Raw genomic sequence first — 23,865 nt, forward strand, 5'->3', positions numbered from 1 at the left:
ATTAACGATTATCATGAAACGTAGTTCCTGTAATAATAAAGTTGTCTGGTTCGCTATAGCCTTCAGCCCTTTATTGGCATCATCGAAGTACAGTATCTTCGAAGGTGCTCGTTTTCGCTTTTTTGATAAGAGAATAAATTTAAACAGCTTGCTTCTCATCAAATCCATTTGTGATAATCGTTCTTTTTGAGCAATGCTTTTTGAGTGAAATGAGAAAAAATAAATATATATGCTGTTTAATTCCATAGATTTTGCACTATTCTTGCCAACCGTTTTTGCATTGTATTGGTCGATTAAGAATGTGAGAATACAAAATGGGTTGATAGTCCTTGCAAGCTATTTTTTTTATGGATGGTGGGATTGGCGGTTTCTTTCCTTAATACTTTTTAGTTCATTAGTAGATTACTCGATTGGCATACAACTAAAAGAAGAAGCTTCTGAATGGAAGCGAAAGCTCTATTTGTGGCTTAGTATAGGTGTCAATTTGGGCTTTTTGGGCTTTTTTAAATATTATAACTTTTTCCTAGACAATTTTGTAACCGCTTTTTCTTTTTTTGGCAAGACTCTAGCTGTTGATCGGCTTGATATTATTTTGCCTGTAGGAATTAGTTTCTATACCTTTCAGACGCTAAGTTATTCTATAGACGTTTATAAAAGAAAACTAGAACCAACTAAAGATTTTATTGCATTTACTGCGTTTGTCAGCTTTTTTCCTCAGTTAGTGGCTGGCCCAATCGAAAGAGCTACCAAACTTTTGCCACAGTTTTATCAACCTCGTCAGTTTGAGTATGATAAAGCTGTAGATGGTTTGCGTCAAATTTTGTGGGGTTTTTTTAAGAAAGTAGTTATTGCCGATAGTTGTGCGGTGACAGCTAATTTAATATTCAATAATTCTGGCGACTATTCAGGAAGTACCTTGGCTTTAGGAGCTATTTTGTTTACCTTTCAAATTTATGGTGATTTTTCTGGCTATTCGGATATTGCCATAGGAACAGCTCGGTTGTTTGGTTTTGATTTAATGAAAAATTTTGCCTTCCCATATTTTTCTAGAGATATAGCAGAGTTTTGGCGGCGTTGGCATATTTCTCTGTCTACATGGTTTCGAGATTATCTTTATATCCCCTTGGGGGGCAGTCGAGGAGGAACAGCGATGAAGGTTAGAAATACGTTTATTATTTTTTTAGTGAGTGGGTTTTGGCATGGCGCTAATTGGACATATATTGTTTGGGGATTGCTCAATGCAATTTATTTCTTACCATTATTACTAACCAATAACAATAGAAATAATCTTGAGATGGTTGCTCAAGGGAGATGGTTGCCATCGGCAAAAGAGGTTTTAGGAATGTTGACTACCTTTGCTTTAACTGTATTAGCGTGGATTTTCTTTAGAGCATCTAGTATTGAACATGCTTTTAGTTATATCGCAGGTTTGTGTTCTGTCTCTTTGTTGACCATTCCTGAAGTCAAACCTATAACCACTATTGTTATGGTACTAATCTTTTTAGTCATAGAATGGGGAGGGAGAGAAGGTGCCTATGCATTAGAAAAATTAGGTTTGAAATGGCAAAGACCCCTGCGATTGTTGTTTTACTATGTATTAGGATTGACAGTCTTATTGTTCTCAGGACAACGACAGGAGTTTATTTATTTTCAATTCTAGACTAATATGAAACGATTTATTTTACAAACAACAGCTTTTATCCTATTGACGGGGTTTTCATTTGTATTTATTTTGTATCAAGCAGATGGGTACACCGATGCTTTTTATTTGAGATTTACGACCCCAAAACAATTTAATCTAATTGTAGGTACTTCAAGAGCTGCTCAAGGATTGCAACCCGCTATTTTTGATGAAATATTAGAGACAGATGCTCCGTTTTTTAACTATGCGTTTACTTTGGCTCAAAGCCCTTTTGGTCATGTATACTTAAATAGCATCAAAAAGAAATTAGATACTACCCAACGAAACGGTACTTTTATCATTACTGTAGACCCTTGGGCTATTAGTTCTGAAACAGAAAATCCTAATGATTCTGCTCATTTTAGAGAAATCAATTTGGCATTGGCAAATACTGTTAATGTAAATCAGAAGCCTAATTGGGGATATTTATACCATAATTTTGGAGGCAAGTATTATCAAATTCTGTCCTTTGGAAACTCTAAAATGTACTTGCATGAAGATGGTTGGTTAGAAATGAATTTGAGGACAGATGTAGCAGTTGTGCAAGAACGAACGTTAAATAAACTAAAAAGATACCGAGATAAAGTACTGCCTAAATATAAATTTTCTACTTTGAGGTTACAATACTTAATTAAAACCATTCAATATTTGAATCAGTATGGAAAGGTGTTTTTGGTGCGATTGCCTGTTTCTAAAGAGATGTTGGAGATTGAAAATGAGCTAATGCCTATGTTCGATTCTAAACTAAAAGAGGCTATCCTTCTGTCAGAAGATTATTTGGATTTCACTAAGGAAAAGACTAGTTTTACGTATACTGATGGCAATCATTTGCATAAAAAATCAGGTGCTGTTGTATCTCAAAAAATTGCTAATTGGATAAAAAATAGATGAGTTCTCAAACAATAAGTTGTAGGAGAATTACAAAAGAGATTGATGGGGTATGATTTTTTATGGGCAAGGTTATTTAAATTTTGATAAGTAAGTGGACATGAAAAATTATAGTTAAAAAATAACTTTATTTTTAGTGCTAATTGACAAGCGAAGTGACCACGTAGTAGAAGTATAGCCAGAACGTACGGCTTTACCTGGGGGCTACTTTGTAGTTTATAGAATTTTTTCTGGGCGATTACTTAATTAATGTAATGTGGTTTTGTTAAGTGATGCTAAAATCAAGCAATAGTAGCTGACTACGATTAAAATGTATGTATACTAAAATGGAAAGAAAAGAGTTTGAAAAAGTAAATTGTGTAGTATGTGGGACTTATAACGAGGATCAGTTGTGTACCCATGGGCAGTTTGGTCTAGATGCTAATGTTGTGATTTGTAAAAACTGTGGATTGAGTTACCTAAATCCTCGTTGGACAAAAGAAAAACTTTGGGACTTTTATGTCAATGATTATGACAAATATTATCGCCCCAATATGGATAAAACATTAATAGAAAATAGTCTTTACAAACCTGTTTTTAATCGATTAAAAGAAAGAGGGTATTTAGAAAATAAAATAGAAAATATACTAGACATAGGCAGTGGAGAAGGAGCTAACTTACAATATTTGTTAGGTAAATTTCCAGATGCTAACTTTTTCGCTATCGAACCTTCTCCTAATTGTCAAAAAAGTTTGAAAGCTATGGGAGTTGAGATTCTAGGAGAAGATATTGAACTTGAAGAGTTCAAAGAAGAACAGCATGGTACTTTCGATTTAATTTGTATGCGTCATGTACTAGAACATTTTCAAAATCCTATTGAAATTGTGCAAAAAATTAGCCGTTTGTTGAAAGATGATGGGGTGCTTTATATTGCTGTTCCTAATAGTTTAAATTTTGGTAAGCATCCAATAGTTGAACATTGTTTTAGAACAGTGCATACTTTTTACTTTAATATTCATACACTTTCGAATGTATTAAGTAAAGCCAATGTTGAAATTAGTACTATATATGAGGGCGACGCTTATAATGAAATGGAAATTATTGCTGTTGTCAAAAAAGGAGAACCTAAAGAGGTAACTTTATCACCTGAGCTTTACCATATACAGAAAAAATATTATGATAAAAAAATGAAAGAAGAAAAAGCATTGCTTTATCGACTTAAAAGGCGGATAATAAAAGTAATAAAGAATAAATAAGTTAAATGCCTAGTAGATCGTTGCGTTTTTTTTGTACTAATGAATGCTTGTAATATTTTGTCTGAAGTAATTAGAAAAGGAGGACTATAAGAAGGGTTTATTATTGACATAAAAAAACAATATAGAGTTATCATAGGAATGCTTTGCGACAAATGAAAATATTGGTCAGTGCATTTAGCAATATCGTTTTTAAGTGAATTCTAAAAAAAAACAAGCAGACAAACACATTTTATGAAAGTAGCATTAATTACTGGAGTAACGGGGCAGGATGGAGCCTATTTGAGCGAATTTTTATTAAAAAAGGGATACCAAGTGCACGGCATGAAGCGTCGATCGTCTCTTTTTAACACCGATAGAATTGATCATCTTTATCAAGACCCTCATATTGATAATCGCAATTTCTTTTTGCATTATGGGGATATGACAGATAGCACTAATATTACTCGTTTAATCAAAGAAATTCAACCAGACGAGATTTATAATTTAGCCGCAATGAGCCATGTACATGTTTCTTTTGAAACACCTGAGTATACAGGTAATGTTGATGGTTTAGGAACACTGAGAATTTTAGATGCCGTACGGTTGTTAGGCATGGAAAAGAAAGTTAGAATTTATCAAGCTTCAACTTCTGAATTGTATGGAAAAGTTCAAGAAGTACCACAATCAGAAACAACTCCTTTTTATCCTAGATCGCCTTATGCTGTTGCGAAAATGTATGCTTATTGGATTACCGTCAATTATAGAGAAGCTTATGGTATGTATGCCTGCAATGGCATTCTTTTCAACCATGAATCTCCCCTTCGTGGAGAGACATTTGTAACTAGAAAAATTACTAGAGCAACTTCTAAAATTGCCTTAGGGTTGCAAGATAAGCTTTACTTAGGAAATCTAGATGCTAAGAGAGATTGGGGACATGCCAAGGATTATGTACGCATGATGTGGATGATTCTACAAGCGGATGAAGCAGAAGATTGGGTAATAGCAACAGGCAAAACAACTACGGTAAGAGATTTTGTTCGCATGAGTTTCCAAGAGGTCGGGGTTGAGTTAGAATTTAAAGGAGAAGGTGTTGATGAGAAAGCTTATGTCAAATCCTGTAATGACCCTGATTATCAATTGGAAATAGGGAAAGAGGTGTTGGCAGTGGATCCTAAATATTTCCGACCAACAGAAGTTGATTTATTGATTGGTGATCCTACCAAAGCAAATGAAAAACTAGGATGGATTCCAGAGCATGATTTGCAGTCTTTGGTAAAAGATATGATGACGAGTGACCTTAAATTAATGCGTAAAGAACAATACCTAAAAGAGGGGGGCTATATCACCATGAATTATTTTGAGTAAGTCGTTTGCCGCTAATAACGCAGAACAAATCTATTCTGAAAATATTTCGTAAGGCACTAATTTTAAATGGATAGGAAAACCAAAAAACACCCAATTAATGATGATAAAAAATAATGGCAAAACGTATATTATTGCTGAAGTAGGTGTCAACCATAATGGAGATCCAGCTTTGGCTAAGAAATTAATAAAAGAGGCAAAAAATGCAGGTGCTGATTGTGTTAAATTTCAGACATTTAAAGCTTCTCAAATTGTTACTCGAACTTCTCCAAAAGCGAAGTACCAACTGGAAGTGACTGACAAGTCTGAAAGCCAATATGAGATGCTCAAAAAGCTAGAATTAGATTTTCAGGTTTACCAAGAGCTTATCCGTTATTGTGAAGAAGTAGACATTGATTTTTTGTCAACACCTTACAATATTGAAGATTTAGACTTTTTAGAAAAACTAGATGTAGGTGCTTACAAAATAGCTTCAGGGCAATTAACAGAACTGCCCTTCTTGAGGGCAGTAGCTAAAAAACAAAAAACAATGTTAGTTTCTACAGGGATGGCAACCTTGAGCAATGTTTTTGAAGCAGTAGAGGCAATTCGAGAAGAAGGTAATGAGGACATTATTGTGTTGCAATGTACAACCAATTACCCTTCAAAAATAGAAGATGCTAATATTTTAGCTATGACATCTATTCGAGATGCTTGTGGTGTCAGAGTAGGGTATTCTGATCATGTAACCAATAACTTTGCTTGCTTTGCTTCGGTAGCGTTGGGGGCAGAAGTAGTAGAAAAACATTTTACCTTAGATAAGAATATGGACGGTCCTGACCATTCTTGTTCTTTGACACCTTCGGAGTTTCGAGACTTAGTTGATGGTATTCGAAATATAGAATTGTCTTTGGGGAGCAAAGTTAAAAGACCTTCGAAGATAGAACTAGATAATAGTTTAGGAATGAAGCGAGGTATGGTTATTATTAAAGATATTAAAGAAGGTGAAGTATTGACCCCAGCTCACATTGGTTTTAAAAGACCTTTGCAAGGCATTCCTATTAATATGTTGGATGAAATTATAGGGAAAAAAGTCTCTAAGTCATTGTCATTAGATGAAACTATTGATTACAATTGCATTCTATGGTAGAAAAACTATCGATTAAAGAAATCAATAAATCAGACGGCTCAGTATTGCAAGAGTTTATTGATAGTGCTGGTAATTCGGCAAAAACATTTCGATACTTTGATAAGCGCTCAATTGATGTACTAGATAATCATCAATTGACTTTGCTTGCTTTTATTGGCAGCAAGCCCGTTGGGTATGGCCATTTAGATTATGAAGATGGGCGGACATGGTTGGGAATTGCCATGATAGAGGGGTATACAGGAAAAGGTTTTGGAAAACAAATCATGAATTATTTACTGAATTATGCAGATACACATCATTTGCCCGAAATCTACTTATCGGTAGATAAAGATAATATGGCAGCGGTATCCTTGTATAATCAATTGAATTTTGAACAAGTTAAAGAGCTCAATAATGCTGTTCTTATCATGAAAAGATTGAAACAATAAATGAATTCTAATATATATGTTAGCTCGTTAGCTTTTTTAGGACAACCTGTTGAAGCTGTTGTTAAGTGCTGTGAAAAAGAAACCATTAACTTGGAATTTAGTTCAGGAATGCCATATCGTCAAGACATGGAATTAATCTATAAAGCCTGTCGTTTTCCAAGAATGCCGCATAATTACTTTCCTGCACCCCAAATTCCCTTTGTTTTGAACTTGGCAAGTACAGATGAAACAATCAGGCGAATGTCTATAGAGCATTGTAAGAATGGCTTGCATTTGGCAAAATCGAGTTCATCTCCCTTCTTTGCTGCTCATGCAGGTTTTTGTGTGGATCCAAATCCAGCAGAATTAGGTCAGAAAATAAAAGTTCCAGCTAATTTAGATAAAAAGTTAAGTAAGCAGCATTTTCTGGATTCTGTGAACGAGTTATTGGTGCTTGCAGAGGAGTTAGATATAGATTTTCTCATAGAGAACAATGTAATTGCTCCATTTAACTATGATAATAAGGTGAATTTTCTGCTATGCACAGAATATGAGGAGATTAATTGGTTGTTTGAGATGATAGAACACGATCGATTGGGCTTGTTGTTAGATACCGCGCACCTAAAAGTAAGCTGTCAAACGCTTGGTTTGGATCTAAAGCAGGAGTTTCAGAAAATTAAGCCATTTATAAAAGCATTTCACCATAGTGATAATGATGGAACGAAAGATAATAATTTACCCTTGCCGAAAGATTATTGGTTTTTAGAATATTTTGATGAATTTAGAAATTATGTGCATGTTTTAGAAGTTAAGTCTTTAGAACTATTCGAAATTAAAGCACAAATAAAATTATTGACAGGAGATGGAAATTAAAGATTTAATCATCAATAAAAACTCTAATTTAAGAGAAGCCCTTCACCATTTAGATAATAAAGGCTCTGGAGTTTTATTCATCGTAGATGATAATGATACCAATAAGTTATTGGGTATATTAACCGATGGCGATGTTCGTCGATTTTTACTTTCAGAAGTGAATTTAGAGACAGCTGTGACCAATGTAATGAATGCTAATTTTGTATCCTTGCCTTCGAATGCTGATAATTCAAAAATTTTGGAATGTTTAAATAATAGAATTAAGATTATCCCATTATTGAATGACAGAGGAGAAGTCGTTGATTATGCTTCTCTGAATCGATTGCGACGCATTTCAATTGCCTCTCCATTATTGGAGGGAAACGAGTTGACTTATTTAACAGAGTGCATCAAAACGAACTGGATTTCTTCTCAAGGAAAATATGTTCGAAAATTTGAAGCTTTGTTTAAAGAATATCATGAAAATTATGAGGCCTTGGCGGTAAGTAATGGAACCGTAGCTTTGCACTTAGCTTTAGCCGCTTTGGATATAGGCAAAGGAGATGAGGTAATTGTGCCTAATATGACTTTTGCTGCTTCTATCAATGCAATTATTTATACCGGTGCCACGCCTGTATTGGCTGAAATTGAAGCGGATACTTTGAACATAGATGCTCGTAAAATTGAGGAGTTGATTACCGATAGAACCAAGGCTATTATGCCCGTTCATTTGTATGGGCAGGCTTGTGACATGAATGAAATTATGCGAATTGCAGAAAAGCATGACTTATTGGTAGTAGAGGACTGTGCAGAGGCCTTGGGCTCTACTTATGAGGGAAAGCCTCTAGGGGCATTTGGAGATGCGGCAACGTTTAGTTTTTATGGCAACAAAACCATTACAACTGGAGAAGGAGGGATGGTTTTGTTTAAGAACTTTGACATTGCAGATAAAGGAGCTGTTTTGCGTGATCATGGAATGAGTAAAGAAAAACGCTACTGGCACGATTATGTTGGGTTTAATTACCGATTAACAAACCTACAAGCAGCGATAGGAGTTGCTCAATTTGAGCGATTGGATGAGTTTGTTAATGCCAAAAAAACATTGGCTCAAAAATACAATGAAGTTCTTTCTAAGTATGATTTCTTCCAAACTCCTATTGAAAAAGAAAATGTTACGAACTCTTATTGGTTGTATACTTTCTTAATAAATGAAACAGCTCCTTTTACACGAAAAGATTTAATGGACTTTTTGAATGAAAAAGGAGTAGAAACAAGACCCATCTTTTTTCCTTTGAATGTAATGCCTCCATACGTTGAGTATGCTCAAAATAATACTTTTGATATTTCTGAACGTGTTTCTAAAGCTGGGATGAGTTTGCCTTCTGCTGTCAATTTATCTGCCTTAGAGGTTGATTATATTTGTGATTGTCTTAATGAGTTTGTTTCGATGTACTCATAAGTAAGGATGGAAGGAAGTAATCTTTGAATTATATAATACTAAGTAAATAAGAAATTAGTGAATAATGCAAAAATATTATATCTGATTCCTGCTAGAGGAGGTTCTAAGGGAGTACCTAATAAAAATATAAAGCACCTTGGAGGGAAACCTTTGATTTATTACTCTATAACAGAGGCACTAAAGATAGCTAAGAAAGAGGATATATGTGTATCTACGGATTCTATACCAATAAAACAAGTAGTGGAATCAATAGGGGTGGAAGTACCTTTTTTAAGACCAGATGAAATTGCGTCTGATACAGCGACAACAGAAAGTGTCATTTTACATGCCTTGGATTTTTATAAAAGCAGAGGAATCAATTATGAATTTGTTGTTTTGCTGCAACCTACCTCGCCGTTAAGAAAAGCGATTCATATAAAAGAGGCTATAAAATTGATAGACGAGGATACAAACTTGATCGTGTCTGTAAAAGAAACAGATTCTAATCCTTATTATGTCTTATTTCAAGAAAATGAAGAAGGGATCTTAGAAAAATCCAAAAAAGGGGTTTTTACACGTAGACAAGATTGCCCAACCGTTTATGAGTTGAATGGAGCAATTTACATTATAAGAGTAAGTGCCTTGCTTGAATTAGGATATCAAAATTTGAAAATGATTAAATATTTGATGCCTAAAAATGTTTCTATAGATATTGATGACGAGATTGATTTTGAAATAGCTGAAATTTTGTTGAATAGGTAGAGCCATTATTGGCAATGATTAAATTTTATGTTGACCAATCGAAAGAAATGTTAACCGTAACTCAAATTTAGTGAAAAATAAAAAACTAATTGATATTTATTATTCTATAACTCAATTGGGGTTTAATGGCTTCTTAGAAGTGGCACCTACTAATGTACGAGTTATTTTTTCTGCTAAAACACTGCCCAAAAGAATATTCAATATATTGGGACGGATTGTATTTTTACCAATTAAAGGAGTAATTTATTGGTTCAAATTTTCTCAAAAAAGAAATTATTCTAGGCTAGTAGGAAAACCTTGCTTATTGGTTATCAGCCAAAATAATAAAGATATACTAAGTGTTTTAAAAAAGAAAAATGATTCTTTTGTCTATCTAGCGTATGAAAGCTATTCGACAGAAAAAGAAGATATTGTTCCTTTGTTACATTGGTCAATATGGCTTCGATTATATAAGGCTCCTTGGGTTTTTTGGCACTTTTATAAATCTTATGGCAATAAAGCATGGGATTATGTTGATTATATATTTAAAAGTGTAGGACAATACGAGGCTTGTTTACAATTTCTAAAAAAATATAAGCCAGAATATATTGTATTTTCTAATGATCACACAACGTTTCCTCGGGCACTTCTTATGGCCGCTAAGACATTAGAAATACCAACTATTTACATTCAACATGCGAGCGTTACACCCTATTTCCCTCCTTTGGACTTTGATTTAAGTTTATTAGAAGGGCAAGCAACATTAGACCAATATCAATCGAATGGGCGTGTTAATGGCTTGGTGAAATTTATTGGGATGCCAAAATTTGATTCTTATATCAATTGCCGTAATACTAAGATTCGTGTACAAAACATAGGTGTTTGTTCCAATAAAATGGATGAGCAAGTAGTCGTAGAAACTTTTTTGAGAGAGCTTAGCAATACTTTTCCTACTATCACAATTACATTTAGACCGCATCCTGCTGATGATACAAGCTTTAATATACCTAACAAAGTTTTAAGATCTACGAAAGAAGAAAATGCATTTGACTTTCTAAAAAAACAAGATTTGATTATAGCAGGAAATACGTCCATTCATTTAGAAGCCGTACTGTTAAACGTTGTTAGTATTTATTATGAGTTTATCCCTTTTGAGGAGGATATACGAGATATGTATCGTTATTGCAAAAATGGATTGGCTAGTCATGCCTTAGATTATGAACACCTTTTGGAACTAATAAAAAAAGAAATAGAAGCCAAAGATACGGAGGTCTACAAAAAAGCGGCTTATTATAACGCTGTTTTAGGAACGGAAAATGAAGGAAAAAGCGGTGCATTGGCAATTCAGTATATTAATGAGTTCATGCAAGGCAGGAGTTAATTGCTATAAATTAACTGCTTAGTTAATATAATACTCTGTTGGTTTTTTAGTTTTTCTACGAACCCGTAGGCGCACGAAGTAAAAACGTAAAAAGCATCTTGCATTAGTTTAGCTTCGCTGCTACTTCGTGGTACCGTGCGAGGGCTTCGCCGTTGATTATCACTCTTTTAGTACAAAGATTGGCTAAGGTGTATCTTGCTGATAATCAAATTAGTACGATTTTTTAACGGAGTAATGTTAATAATGTTAATAGACAACCAAATGAAAATACTATTTATAACGCATTATACACAATATTACGGAGCAAACCGGTCTTTAGTTAATATGATAGAAGGGTTTGCAAAGTTGGATTATTCTATAAAAGTAATTGTACCAGGAATTGGTGAAATTACCAATGTTTTGGAACAAATTAATTGTGCATACGAAGTAGTAGCTTTTTACCCTTTTGTTTATAGGGAGGGTAGACCTAGTTTTTTTCGTAGAAAAAAAAGAGCTCAAAAGAATAAACAAGCTTTGATACAAATGAGGCATATTGCCAAAGAATTTCAAGCGCAGTGTATCTATAGTAATAGTTCTGTCTTTGATATTGGTTTTAAGTTGGCAAAAACAGAAGAATTGCCACATGTATGGCACATTCGAGAAATGGCAGAATTACATTATAATTATAAATTCTATCCTAATAAAGCAGCTTTTGTAACAGCTTTGAAAAAAACAGATTTAGTTGTTGCTATATCAAAGGCAATAGGACAAAGAGTTTTAGAAGAAAATGGTATTGTTGATTACAATATAGTCTATAATGCGGTTTTTTCAAGAGAACAGTTCAATGCTTTAGATACCGTCAAGAGCTCAAAGGATGATACCGTTATTTTTACAGTTGTTGGAATGTTACATCCATCTAAGCAACAAGCTAAAATTATTAAAGCGTTTGCAAAATTAATTAAAAAATTCCCGAATACTAAGCTTTTAGTGGTAGGTGATGGTCAGTATTTATATACATTATACCTTAAAATATTAGTACAATATTTAAACTTGAAAGATAGTGTGCAATTGCTAGGGTATCTTCCTAATCTAAAAGAAATTTATCGAGAAACAGATATTGTGATTACAGCTTCTTTATACGAAGGATTAGGGCGATCTACTATTGAGGGTATGGCTTATGAAAAACCAATTATCGGTGTGAGAAGTGGTGCGACCCCCGAATTAGTAGAGCATGGTAAGAGAGGTTTATTATTTGATAACAAAAAGGAAGGAGAGTTATTGGCAGCTATGGAAGATATGGTTCGATATCCTGAAAAACGAAAAAGGATGGGAAAAGCTGGTAGAACCTTTGTCGCCTCTAATTTTATGACCGATGATTATACTTATAAAATGCATGAAATTTTGAAAAAACTTGCGAAGCAAGATATCTAAGCCTTAATTTTATCATGTAAGAATTGAAACATTCCAAATAACTTTCCCGTTTCAGCTAATTCCAAATTATTTCACCAATAAAAACGAATTAGCATGACTACCCCAATCCCATTTTCAGAAGCTTTTTTACACTATATCTGGCAATTTAAATTGTTTGATTTTAAAGATCTTAAGACGGTTGATGGAGAGTCGATTGAATTAATTCGGGTAGGCAGACAAAACGATCATGCGGGACCTGATTTTAGTGATGCTCGTATTCGAATAGGAGGAACTTTATGGGCTGGAAGTGTAGAAATTCATAAAAAATCCTCCGATTGGTTGGTGCACCAGCATCAAAAAGACAAGGCTTATAAGAATACCATATTACATGTCGTTTATGAGCACGATCAGTCTATTTATAGAGCAGATGGCACCACAGTTCCTACGTTAATACTAAAAAATAAAATTCCCAATCAATACATAAAACGCTACTGGGCACTGAAGACCAATCAACAAAGCATACCTTGCGAACAGCAATTTTTTGAGGTCTCTATTCATTTAAAAAAAATGTGGTTGGATCGTTTGGTTGTCGAACGACTAGAAGATAAAACAGCAGAAATTATAACTTGTTTAGAACAAACGCAGTACAATTGGGAAGTCGTATTTTATCAATTCTTGGCTCGAAATTTTGGAATGAAGCAAAATACTAGTGCTTTTGAGGCATTGGCGCAATCACTGCCATTGATGGTGCTAGCGAAACATAAACAGGATCTGTTTCAATTAGAGGCTTTGCTATTCGGACAAGCAGGTTTTTTGTTTGAATTGAATGGGGAAGAGGTAGAAGACAAATATCTCCAGAAGCTAGAAAAAGAGTACCAGTACTTAGCGCATAAATACGAATTAATAGCTTTGAATGCTTCTAGTTGGAAATTTGGAAGAATGCGCCCTGCTAATTTTCCAACGATTCGTTTGGCTCAATTTGCGGTTCTGATTCATCAATCAAGCCACTTATTCTCCAAAATTTTAGCCACACAACATGTGGTAGACTGCAAAAAATTGTTTCATTTGGAACTGAATGGTTATTGGGATACCCATTATAGATTAGGAGAATCTTCTAGCCACCGTAAGAAAAGACTGGGCAGCAAAACAATCGATTTGATTTTAATAAATACCATTGCCCCTTTTCTTTTTGTTTATGGTGTTTATAAGGGCGAAGATAGATATAAAAAACGAGCATTGGAGTTGCTGCAATTGGTGAAGCCAGAAGTAAATATGGTTGTTGCACAATGGCAGAATTTGGGCATGAAGCCTCATTCAGCTTATGACACACAGGGGCTTATTCAGCTAAAAAATAAATACTGTCGAGCCAAGCGTTGTTTGTCGTGTGCCATAGGTCATAAAATATTGCAAAGATCTTCATCTTGACTTTATATATTTATAAAATTGCCACAAAAAGCTAATAGTCCTAACTAGAACTCTTGTTCAAAAGTTGGAAGGAGAATAGTTAAAATGCTGTGTTATATGTCTCGTCTAACTTTGAAGAAAATCAACTGTTTTCTAAACTTTTAGTTTAATTTTTAGGATATAAAATAAGGCGATTATTTATTTGTTGTGTAATTCAAAAATTGTATCTTGTTTAGATAATCAATTAATAAGAATTACTTTTTTTTCATTGGTTTTTAATTCTTATTTGTTGACCAATAGATTTAGAATTAACCAATTATCTCACAAAAAAAATCGCTCCATGATTGATTTAAAAGAAGTGTTAAAAGAATACGCAGAGACAAAAAAATACAAGCTAAAAGAACTAGATGACGGCAAGTTAGGAATTGATATAGCCATGAAGTTGCAAGATGGTAGTTTTAGATATCAGTTTGTATGGCTTTGGGTTGTTCCAGGTAGAGGAAAAGGGAAAGATTGTGTGTATTTTACCAGTAGGGCAGGAACATATACGCCGAATGTTAACTTATACCAGTTGATGAAAGAATCTGGATATGGCGTATATAGTACGGTTACAATTGTACCAGATAAAGATAAGGACGGGAATCCTTGTGAAACTGTAGTGGTGCAAGCTAGCCCTGTTCATGAGTTTTTGACGAAAGAGGAGTTTTTATACATTTTGTGGGAGGTGGCTGAAGTAGCAGATATCCTAGAAGAGCGACACTTTGGAGGAGATTTAAACTAAAAATAAATATAAAGATATTGTTTTGAAAAGCCTTTGCAGAATATAGTCTTGCAAAGGTTTTTTTATTGGTAGGGTTGAGCTTATAGAGGCAAGAAACAAAAAAGTCTCAAAACCAATTGTAGTTTTGAGACTTTAAAATAGTTGCAGAGGTAGGACTCGAACCTACGACCTACGGGTTATGAGCCCGCCGAGCTACCGCTGCTCCACTCTGCGTTTTGTGAGTACAAATGTATAACTTTTATTTTGTAAATGCAAATTTATGAATAAAAAAATATTAATTTTTAGTAAATAAAGAGCAAGAAACAAAAAAGTCTCAAAACCAATTGTAGTTTTGAGACTTTAAAATAGTTGCAGAGGTAGGACTCGAACCTACGACCTACGGGTTATGAGCCCGCCGAGCTACCGCTGCTCCACTCTGCGTTTTGTGAGTACAAATGTATAACTTTTATTTTGTAAATGCAAATTTATACATCGTTTTATTTGAGAAAATATAGCAGCTTGAATGTAGTTGCTTGAAAATTAGAGTCTTATTTTATTGGTGTGGAACGAAATTTTCTTGATTAGTATTTAACGTTTCAATATAATCAACTGTTTCGGGAATATGAATTTTGTAAGTAACGGCTTCTTGACATTCTTCTCCCTTGACCAAAAGTACTTTGTTGCTTTTTGGGGGAGACAATGTTAATATATTGGTTTGACCATCTACAATGACATCCAATTCATAACGACCACTTTTGATAAGATAATCAAGTAATGGCAGTGTTCCTGCATTAATTCGAATAGCTGTTTCAATAGAAATACGCGTTCCTTTTGTCTTTAACACTTGTATACGATTGCTAGGTGCATTGATCCTGATTTTGGTAACTCCTGTTGGTAAAATCGCTATTTGAGATGTCTTATTACTCGCCTGTCCACGCATTTCTGCAAAAAAACACAGAAAAAACAAAAGGGGAATGATGTTTAAAAGTTTCATTTTTTCTTTTTTATACCTAAATAGATTAGGGAAGTTTTTGCAAATAGATTAAGGACGTGCGGTATGATTACTTTAGTTATTTATGACTATAAATAGCAAATTGTTACCTCTAAATAAGAATAAAATAGAAGTATTTTGCATATAACATAGAACTGGCTGAATGTAAGGGGGGAGAGATGAGAAAAATTATTCCTTGCTCTTGTATTCGAAAAAAGATATTTCGCTTGAAGTAGCCTGTTTATAGGAGGTTGCTTTGTGATAGGGTAGAAATTATTAAATGAATGTTAAGGAAACTTGTTTTGTTGTAGAAAAAGGAAATATCCATAGTTTTTATAGAAAAAAAAGTCTATATTTAAGCTCGAATATCACCACATGACTTGATTCATATAAGACTTGTCCTTTTGTTGGGTGCTGTTCACTTGTAACCAATTGTTAGTCACATCATCACCCTATTAAAAACCTAAAATTATGGCTTTTGAAGAGGAACAAATAAAAGAACAACAATCTAGTCAAAATATCAACGATAGACAAGATACTTCAAATACCAATCCAACTGATACCAATCCCGTCAACAATAATCCACCGCCACCAGAGTTGAATAATAATGGAGAATCTGTTCGTGTTCACACAAAATTTATTCAAGTAGGGGAGTCTGAGATATTTACACCTAGTTCGCATGACGAGTTAGATGACTTAGTTTCTAAGTCTCTTATCACAGAAACTCAAAAAATGTTGTTTGTACTGAAATATGAAGCTTGGCACGGTGCCTTGCCCAAGACAAAAGATATTTCAAAAAACGACCCTCAAAAAGAAGAAGGAAACAAAGAGCAGTTAATTGACCTAAAGAGTCTTTTACATTCTTCAGAAAATACCGATCCTCAAGAAACTGAAGGCGAGCAGATTGACTTAGATTCTTTACGCAAGCACCAGTCTTCAAGCAAAGGTAATGTTCCTCAAGGATTAAAAAATAAAATAGAACAAGAATCTGGAGTCTTGTTGGATGATGTTATCATTCATTACAATTCTTTAGAACCTTTTAAGTTTCATGCGAATGCATTTACAAGAGGAAACGAAATTTTCTTAGCTCCAGGACAAGAAAAGTATTTAAGTGAGGAATTGTGGCATGTGGTACAGCAAAAACAAGGTTTGGTCAAGCCTACGGGGATGGAAAATGGTGAGCCAGTTAATAATGCTCCAGATTTAGAACGTTTGGCAAAAAGTGGTCAAGCTCCTATAGGGCTGAATAAAAAGGATGAAAAAGAACAGGAAGTTATCCAAAAGAATGATGATGAACTAACCTTTCTTGTCGTCGTAAAGGGAAAACTGAGCGGTAAAGAATGGATGATATTGATTGAAAATCAAATTTATGGTCAAGTAGTTAATTCTAGTTGGAAAATTAATGGCGTCAGTGTCGACCCAACGGCAACGATAGGAGAAGAGGGCAAAACGATCCGATATCATGTAACGGTTCCCGCCGCAGAATACCGACGCTATCGATCACAGAGTACAACAGGAGCTGGGGTTGAGGTAGATGACAAAGGAGCTGTTAAAGGAGCTTCTGATAGAAGCAAAGAATTGGAAGGACTTCCGAAAGGAACAAAAGATGCCTTAATAGAAGAAATTAACCGTAGATTTCAAGAGGCTTCGGGCAAGGCTAAGAAAGAAGCTGGTGATGAGGCTTTGTGGAATGTCTATAGGGATGAGGTATTGGCGCAACGAGAGAAAATTATGAACCTCTCTGAAAAAGCAAAACAACTCATTACAATAGGAGAAGACAATGGAGGCATCGTTTTAAGTCCTAAGGATTATCCCAAAGCAATTGCCTTGATTCAAAAAATAGAGGGCTTAAATGATGCTTTGGTTGCCGAATATGCTAGCCGAGTGACGGGCAAAGCGACTTCTATAGAGCAAATGCAAAAAAGTTTGGATGTATTTGTTAAAGAGCAAGAGGAGCGAGGTCAAAACAAAAAGAAACGGACGGATATTGAGAATGAGCTATTTGCTACCGAAGGAATTTTTAGTGATATGCAAACTTTTGAATCGCTCTCTATCGCAGGGGCAATGGGAGGTGGTGCACAAGCTTCTTTGACGTTCTATAATAAAGCTAATGATGCTGCTAAAAAGCATGGGTTTAAGGATCTAACCGATTATGAAAATAAAACAAAGGAATATTTAGCTTCTTTTCAGCAAGAAGCAGTAGCTACAGGAGTTGGTCTATTGCAACAATATGAGCACTTTTTGTATAAAGAAGAGCAACGCTACTTATCAACAGTAGATGCTAAGAAGTTGGGGGATCAGGTGGCTCAAAGTGGTGCCAAAAAGAAATATGCAGAGTCTGATAAAAATGCCTCTTATGCTTCTATGGCTAGTATGGCAATGGGGACAACTACGAGGTCTAGTGAGCAAGTAGAGAAAAATATTCAAGGTTATAGAGATAAATCCAAACAACAAAAAGCGGAAGCAACGGCTACCATGGAAGGGTTTGGGAAAGACCATCCCTTACTCAAAGATCCGGCTTTTGATCTAAAAAAACTAAGCCAACAATCTCCTGAGGAGACCAAGGCATTTTTGTTGGCTTATATACAAAAGCAAAGAGAAAATATTGCCAATACAAAAGCCAAAATGCAAGAGGACAAGGAATTTGTCTTTACCTTGGATAACTTGATGAAGAAAATGTACGAGCAAGAGGGCATTTCTAAAGGCTCTATTCAAGATAAGGTAATTCAAGATCATATTGGAGATATTAAACTCAAAGATGCTTTAATTAGTATTGGTATTGCCTTGCTGGCAATTAGTTTGGGCTTGGTTAGTGGCGGTGGTGGTACCGTTGGTGTTATGGCAGCAGTTGGTGGGGTTGGTTTGAGTGTTTATGATGTCACTAGAGAATTTGGTAAATATGCCGATGAAAAAGCAGCGCACGATGTTGGTTTGATGTCTAAAGATCCTAGTTTTGCTTGGGTAATCTTGGCTATGGTAGGAGTAGGATTGGATTTTGCAGCAGTTGCCAAGCTGCTCAAGCCTCTGAAAGCACCTGTTGAAGGGTTTAACGAATTGGCAAAAACGGATCCCGCCAAGGCTTTGTCTGAGTTAGAAGCAAAATTAGCCAAAATAGATGGGATAGATGATAAGTTAAAGGCTAATATTTTGAAGCGGGCAGAGCATAAGAGTGAGTTTTGGAAAAAGATTCGCTCTACCAATATGGCTCAAATGCAACTAGTCCCTGGATCTAAAGAATTGCTAGATTTGGCTGTTTATGCTGTGAAAAGTGGCATTACTCGAGTAGAAGATTTCTTTAATTTGTTGAAAAAAAATGGCTTAAAGAAAAGTCTTGGCGATCTAACACCAGACGAAACAAAGGCTTTGAGAGAAGCGTTGGAGTCTGCTGTGACCAAAAATCAATTGGTGGAATCTCTACCTTCTATGCACTATTTTGACGATTTGGAAAATATGACCTTGCCTTCTGCTTTGGGAGAAGGACAGGACAAAATAACGTATGCTCTGGGCACGGATCGTGTTATTAGTGTGTTGAAAGAAACAGACCCAAGTGTTATTATTAAAGAAATCCAGTATATGGAAACTTTAAAAGGTTATAATATGCCAATCGGAGAAATTCTAGGAATTACATCGGTTAATGGAAAACCTGCTATGGTGATGAAACGTTATGCTGGTTCTTGGAAACCAACTGCTTTTGGTACACAAGATAGCCATTTGCTTAATTTAGAAAGTATAAAGAGCCTTGAAGAAATCAAACGCATTATAACTAAAGAGGAGCTCTTTATAGATGATCTACAGTTTTTAATACAGAAAGATGGTCGATTGGTTGTAGCAGATCCTTTAGGAGTGAAAGCAAGTTCTGAAACCCCTAGTATTCAAATTGTTAATACAGCAATAGAAGACGCTATGACAAATATTATCACGTCCAATATTAGTAAAAATGTTAACTATACCTCCGATGATTTATTCAACTTACTAGGCAATACGGTCTCTCGAGAATCTTTTGACGAATTCTTAGAAATGGCTGCACATCCTAGAGTTGGTTTTCTGTCAAAATCTGGATCTCATTACACTTTAAAACCTGAATAACAATAATGAAAGTAGAAAAATACTTTGCCCAACTTAAGTTATCAAATAGAATAAAATTATTTCAGTTTTTGATAGGGGCGAAAATTACAAATATTCAAAGGCACTTTAAATCTAAAACTGCTTTTGAAGAAAGTCGCACTCAATTTGCTAAATACAATGTATCGAAGGATTTTTTTGCCAATTATAACGATGCGCCTATTTCTATTGTTTTAAATAATAAGCTTACAATTACATTTTCGTATTTTTCTTATACAAGAGATGTAATTGCTCGTGTCAATAATAACGGAGTCTTTCATCTTGGATTGGAAGGTTTGTTTATCAGCGACTATGCATTGTCTTTAACAGAAAGCGAGCAGCACTTAGCAGACTGTTTAGAGGTGCCCATAGTAGGGCTTAAGTTAATAAAGAAAGAAAATGCAGATGTGGGACTTCAAATTGATTTTAAGAACCAATCATCCTTAATTTTGGGCAATCAAGGTAAGGCTGGAATTCAACTAGGAGGGGACGACGAATTGAATGGATTAGGATATGAAATAGTGGGTGTTAGTGACTTAGGATATGAGGGGTTATTGTGTGAGAATTTGATTGAATATGATTTAGATAAGAAGGGCAAAATATATGTCGGAGCATTAAATAATTCTATTGCTACCTTAAAAAATATAGATTATTTGAAGCAAATAAAAGAAGCTCTAAGGCAAGATGGAGTTGATATTCTAGATGTGCAACTTTTGGTTAATCAGGAAAATGAAATTAAGTTACTAGAGCCTTATGATATAAACCGCAATGGCGATACACAGGTAACAGAAAAAGTACTGGACGCCATTATTACAAAAATACAACACCGAAAAAACTAAGTACGTTACCAAGAGATCCTATTTTAGGCATCAAAATATACCATTTAATCAAGGCCTAAATCGTTAATTATCCATTAGTGAGTTTGTTCCGAAATTATAAAGAGTATAAAAGTATATTTTTTCAAAATGATGTTACAGAGTTATCCAAAGAACATCAGGAAAAAAGATTTGTTAGAGCCTATTTTGATGCATCTTTGGATACAAAGGTGACAGAAAGTTGGTCGAATAGAAAGGTGATAAAAGTATTTTATCATGAAATTAACCATATAAAACAGGTTCATTCTTTTCATAAAGCACATTATGCGACCTTACCTTTTAGTTTGTTTCAAATCAAAAATAGCCATACATTTTTTGTGGAAAATTATAAAAATTTTGAATTTCAATCCTTAGAAATTTTTAGATTTGATGCGTTTGGTCGAGAAATAGAAGCCTTGCTTTTTCTTAAAGATTTTAGTTTGTCTCAATACAATGAGTCTATTTATGAAAATGATGACGATGAATTGCCCATAAAGGAAAAGTTATTCTATCCTAATATCTGGAAAATTCATGAAGAAGATATGGACTAATTAAACCCCAAAGGGCTCCATAGAATAGTTGTTGGAGGACAACAACTACACAAGAAAATAACATTACAAGACATAAAAACGATGCGCTATATAGATTCATTCAACATTACAGACGCTCATATCATTGGTAAAAGCCATCAACGATTGTTATACAACAATCAAGATGCTTTTAGTTGGGGAAGTAATGCTTCTCTGACAGTAGGAGTCGTTTGCGACGGCTGTGGCTCTCGACCGAATAGTGAAGTAGGGGCAAAATTAGGAGCTAGATTTATTACCAATTATCTACTTAAAAATGCTTCGAATCCAAGTTTTGAAATAAGTCAACTACAGACCGCATTGGAAGCCTTTATGCTTAGAATAGCCCAACAACTAGCCGATGATTCGCAAGATGATTGGAAAGAAGTTCTTCGGGACTATTTTCTATTTACAATAGTAGGTTTTGTTGCGAATAGCGCAGGAGTTACCTTTTTTTCTATGGGAGATGGAGTTATTTTGCACGATACTACTTGGGTGGATTTGTCTACCAATAATAAGCCCAATTATTTATGTTATAACTTGTTGAAATCTCAATTAGGCTTACAGTTTAAGACGTTTTATCAAGCCAATCCTATTCAAAGAATATTAATTGCAACCGATGGTCTTCAGGATATATTGGAGTCATTGACAGCAAAAAAAGCTTTTGAGAATTGTCTCAATAGAAAGGACCTATTTGATAGCCCTATTGTTTTTAATCAATTGTTGATGACGGATTTTTTGGAATGGATTTATGATGATACTACTTTGATTTTTATGCAGCAGAAGTGACAATGATAAGGATGTTATTATCCTTCTTAATAGGTAAAATATGAAACAACTAATCACTATTATTAGTGTGTTTATAATACAAATAGGTTATAGTCAAGACTGTGTCTCAGATATTCCTTACGAACCTTGTTCTTGGGAGTTCAACGCTTGTTATTATAAGGAAAAAATGCCTTCTTATAAGCATCAAAAAGTAGTTGATATCAGCAACTTTTTATTTATAGAAGATTGTGCTGCTTGCTGCTCAACAGATTTTCAATTGGATACGATTGCGTCTAATTTTGTACAAGATTTGCCAGAAATTGAAGTGTTAAAATTGCCCTTAGTAAGCCAGTTTCCTAAACATGTCAATGCATTAAAAAGCTTAAAGAAGGTCGTTCAATATCCTTTTGAATCTTTAACATCTAACCAGTACTTTTATACCGAACTGCCTTCAATCCCTACTGCTTTGTGGAACACAAAAACATTAGAAGAGTTAACCATCTATACGACACAATTGCCAGTTGAAATTCAACAATTAAATCGTTTGCGATATTTAGAATTGCATCTTGAAAATCATCGTTCAAGCAAAGCCGTTTTACCTATTTCTACTACATGGAAGGGGCTAACAAACTTAGAAAAGGTTCGTCTATATGCAACGACTTTAAATACAAAAGATATCGAATCGCTATCTGGTTTGAGTGGCTTAACTTCTTTTGGTCTGTCAACGAATCATAAAGTAGATCATTTTGTTGATGCTTGTTTGGAGGCTTTGAGGTCGAATAGTTCAACACTTCAAGAATTATTTTTAACGACGAATACTTACCGATACCAGACATTTTATAGACCTCATTTGAGGGGGAAAACGCTCTCTATAGATGCAGAAAAGGAGTGGCACAATGAGGAAGAAAAATCTATACTAACAACCACAATTTTTCCTCAGTTAACCCAATTATCTTTAAAGGATTGTTCCCTATCCAATTTTGCTTTTAATAGCACCTATTTGCCCCAATTACAAATACTAGATTTGAGTTTGAATCGCTTGTCAAACATAAAGATAGAGGCGGGGGAGGCTGCTATTTTAAAACAGTTGAATTTGTCGTATAATTATTTGACGACCTTGCCAAATTCTATTGCAAAATTAATTCATTTAGAAGAACTTGATTTGAGAGGAAATCCAATACTAGGTTTGCCGAAAGGAATAGAAAAAATGCCTTCTTTAAAAAGAGTTTTAGTAGATGATAGAACGTCTTTATCTGCAATTATAGCTCTAAAAGAGCAATTGGGAGAAAAGTTGATAGAATCAAAAACTAAACTTTATGATAATCAAGGAACTGGCTGGATGAGTGATCATTTTTTAGAGCTTAAAAATTCGCTTAAAAGAGATTTTTCGAATCAAAAATGGGACAATAAACTACCATTAAAAGAATTTGAATGGGTGGAAAGTATTTCTTTAGCTAAGAATAATTTGGAGAAGATACCGCAGCAAGTTTTTATTAGTGAAAATTTGAAGTATTTAGATTTGAGTGATAACCAATTGAAAGGAAAATTGCCAGTAAAAGTTGCTCAACTGCGGGAATTAAAGGGGCTAGTATTGGCGAAAAATTATTTGCAAAAATTGCCTTGTTCAATAGAGAAAATAAAGCATTTGAAGCGTTTGGATTTATCGTTTAATTGCTTGATAAATTTGCCTACCACTATTGCAAAATTGAGCAATTTGGAATACCTTTCGTTAGTTCAAAATCCTATCCAAACACTTCCCAAAGAGATACAAAATTTGAAGCAAATAAAAGAAATTCGCATTAGTAGGGATCTACCTGATGGGCTAAAAAAACAACTTCAGCAGTGGTTTGGTAAAGAACGGGTGGTGGTGGTTACTGATGCTCCTGTTTTGATAGGAACTCCAGATATGGAATAGGTGTTATTGAAATTTGATGTTTCT

19 protein-coding genes and 2 tRNA genes are annotated in these 23,865 nt (G+C 34.6%); 18 read left to right on the forward strand and 3 right to left on the reverse strand.

Features of this window, described 5'->3' with window-relative positions; all coding sequences use genetic code 11:
* Positions 1–229: 229 nt before the first annotated feature.
* From CG11_RS01020 to CG11_RS01080, 13 genes are all read left to right on the forward strand, one after another.
* The gene (locus tag CG11_RS01020; protein ID WP_052592227.1) at positions 230–1,660 is read left to right on the forward strand and encodes an MBOAT family protein; all 1,431 of its coding nucleotides are present in this window, start codon (positions 230–232) and stop codon (positions 1,658–1,660) included.
* A gap of 6 nt (positions 1,661–1,666) precedes the next feature.
* On the forward strand, positions 1,667–2,572 hold the full coding sequence (locus CG11_RS01025; RefSeq protein WP_052592229.1) for a hypothetical protein: 906 nt from the start codon (positions 1,667–1,669) through the stop codon (positions 2,570–2,572).
* 323 nt (positions 2,573–2,895) lie between these two features.
* Positions 2,896–3,804: a bifunctional 2-polyprenyl-6-hydroxyphenol methylase/3-demethylubiquinol 3-O-methyltransferase UbiG gene (locus CG11_RS01030; protein ID WP_197043752.1), complete on the forward strand. Its 909-nt coding sequence runs from the start codon at positions 2,896–2,898 to the stop codon at positions 3,802–3,804.
* A gap of 231 nt (positions 3,805–4,035) precedes the next feature.
* Positions 4,036–5,148 (forward strand): GDP-mannose 4,6-dehydratase, encoded by a 1,113-nt coding sequence (gene gmd, locus CG11_RS01035; protein WP_052592233.1) that lies wholly within the window; start codon positions 4,036–4,038, stop codon positions 5,146–5,148.
* Positions 5,149–5,245: 97 nt separating this feature from the next.
* The gene (gene neuB / locus CG11_RS01040) at positions 5,246–6,274 is read left to right on the forward strand and encodes an N-acetylneuraminate synthase (protein ID WP_052592235.1); all 1,029 of its coding nucleotides are present in this window, start codon (positions 5,246–5,248) and stop codon (positions 6,272–6,274) included.
* Positions 6,268–6,702 (forward strand): GNAT family N-acetyltransferase, encoded by a 435-nt coding sequence (locus tag CG11_RS01045; RefSeq protein ID WP_052592237.1) that lies wholly within the window; start codon positions 6,268–6,270, stop codon positions 6,700–6,702. Before neuB ends, CG11_RS01045 begins: the two co-directional genes overlap by 7 nt.
* Positions 6,703–7,554: a sugar phosphate isomerase/epimerase gene (locus CG11_RS01050; RefSeq protein WP_052592238.1), complete on the forward strand. Its 852-nt coding sequence runs from the start codon at positions 6,703–6,705 to the stop codon at positions 7,552–7,554. It begins immediately after the preceding gene.
* Positions 7,544–8,992: an aminotransferase class I/II-fold pyridoxal phosphate-dependent enzyme gene (locus CG11_RS01055; RefSeq protein WP_052592240.1), complete on the forward strand. Its 1,449-nt coding sequence runs from the start codon at positions 7,544–7,546 to the stop codon at positions 8,990–8,992. The genes CG11_RS01050 and CG11_RS01055 overlap by 11 nt, the downstream gene beginning before the upstream one ends.
* 57 nt (positions 8,993–9,049) lie before the next feature.
* The gene (locus CG11_RS01060; protein ID WP_052592242.1) at positions 9,050–9,733 is read left to right on the forward strand and encodes an acylneuraminate cytidylyltransferase family protein; all 684 of its coding nucleotides are present in this window, start codon (positions 9,050–9,052) and stop codon (positions 9,731–9,733) included.
* 70 nt (positions 9,734–9,803) lie between these two features.
* A complete protein-coding gene (locus CG11_RS01065; protein ID WP_052592244.1) occupies positions 9,804–11,093 on the forward strand; it encodes a hypothetical protein in 1,290 nt (429 codons plus the stop codon).
* A gap of 261 nt (positions 11,094–11,354) precedes the next feature.
* Positions 11,355–12,503, forward strand: a complete 1,149-nt coding sequence (locus tag CG11_RS01070; protein ID WP_197043753.1) for a glycosyltransferase family 4 protein — start codon at positions 11,355–11,357, stop codon at positions 12,501–12,503.
* A gap of 93 nt (positions 12,504–12,596) precedes the next feature.
* The gene (locus tag CG11_RS01075) at positions 12,597–13,907 is read left to right on the forward strand and encodes a DUF2851 family protein (RefSeq protein WP_052592247.1); all 1,311 of its coding nucleotides are present in this window, start codon (positions 12,597–12,599) and stop codon (positions 13,905–13,907) included.
* Between the two features lie 319 nt (positions 13,908–14,226).
* Positions 14,227–14,667 carry a hypothetical protein gene (locus CG11_RS01080; RefSeq protein ID WP_156039615.1) on the forward strand — a complete coding sequence of 147 codons (441 nt, stop codon included), beginning with the start codon at positions 14,227–14,229 and terminating at the stop codon, positions 14,665–14,667.
* 141 nt (positions 14,668–14,808) lie between these two features.
* On the opposite strand, the gene CG11_RS01085 is transcribed toward CG11_RS01080, so the two are convergent.
* The 3 genes from CG11_RS01085 to CG11_RS01095 form a co-directional block, all read right to left on the reverse strand.
* Positions 14,809–14,880: transfer RNA gene (locus CG11_RS01085), tRNA-Met, on the reverse strand.
* Between the two features lie 135 nt (positions 14,881–15,015).
* Positions 15,016–15,087: transfer RNA gene (locus tag CG11_RS01090), tRNA-Met, on the reverse strand.
* 112 nt (positions 15,088–15,199) lie between these two features.
* Positions 15,200–15,640 carry a hypothetical protein gene (locus CG11_RS01095; RefSeq protein ID WP_052592250.1) on the reverse strand — a complete coding sequence of 147 codons (441 nt, stop codon included), beginning with the start codon at positions 15,638–15,640 and terminating at the stop codon, positions 15,200–15,202.
* 468 nt (positions 15,641–16,108) lie between these two features.
* Here CG11_RS01095 and CG11_RS29030 point away from each other — a divergent pair, with 468 nt between their 5' ends.
* The 5 genes from CG11_RS29030 to CG11_RS01120 all read left to right on the forward strand — a co-directional run bounded on the left by CG11_RS29030 (position 16,109) and on the right by CG11_RS01120 (position 23,841).
* A complete protein-coding gene (locus tag CG11_RS29030; RefSeq protein ID WP_063832980.1) occupies positions 16,109–19,723 on the forward strand; it encodes a DUF4157 domain-containing protein in 3,615 nt (1,204 codons plus the stop codon).
* 5 nt (positions 19,724–19,728) lie between these two features.
* On the forward strand, positions 19,729–20,577 hold the full coding sequence (locus tag CG11_RS01105) for a hypothetical protein (RefSeq protein WP_052592253.1): 849 nt from the start codon (positions 19,729–19,731) through the stop codon (positions 20,575–20,577).
* Between the two features lie 77 nt (positions 20,578–20,654).
* Complete coding sequence (locus tag CG11_RS01110; protein ID WP_052592255.1) at positions 20,655–21,143, forward strand: hypothetical protein; 489 nt, start codon at positions 20,655–20,657, stop codon at positions 21,141–21,143.
* Positions 21,144–21,224: 81 nt separating this feature from the next.
* On the forward strand, positions 21,225–21,947 hold the full coding sequence (locus tag CG11_RS01115; protein WP_052592257.1) for a protein phosphatase 2C domain-containing protein: 723 nt from the start codon (positions 21,225–21,227) through the stop codon (positions 21,945–21,947).
* Between the two features lie 40 nt (positions 21,948–21,987).
* A complete protein-coding gene (locus CG11_RS01120; protein WP_052592259.1) occupies positions 21,988–23,841 on the forward strand; it encodes a hypothetical protein in 1,854 nt (617 codons plus the stop codon).
* Positions 23,842–23,865 lie beyond the last annotated feature (24 nt).

The sequence above is a fragment of the Aureispira sp. CCB-QB1 genome, from assembly GCF_000724545.1.
GTDB lineage: Bacteria > Bacteroidota > Bacteroidia > Chitinophagales > Saprospiraceae > Aureispira.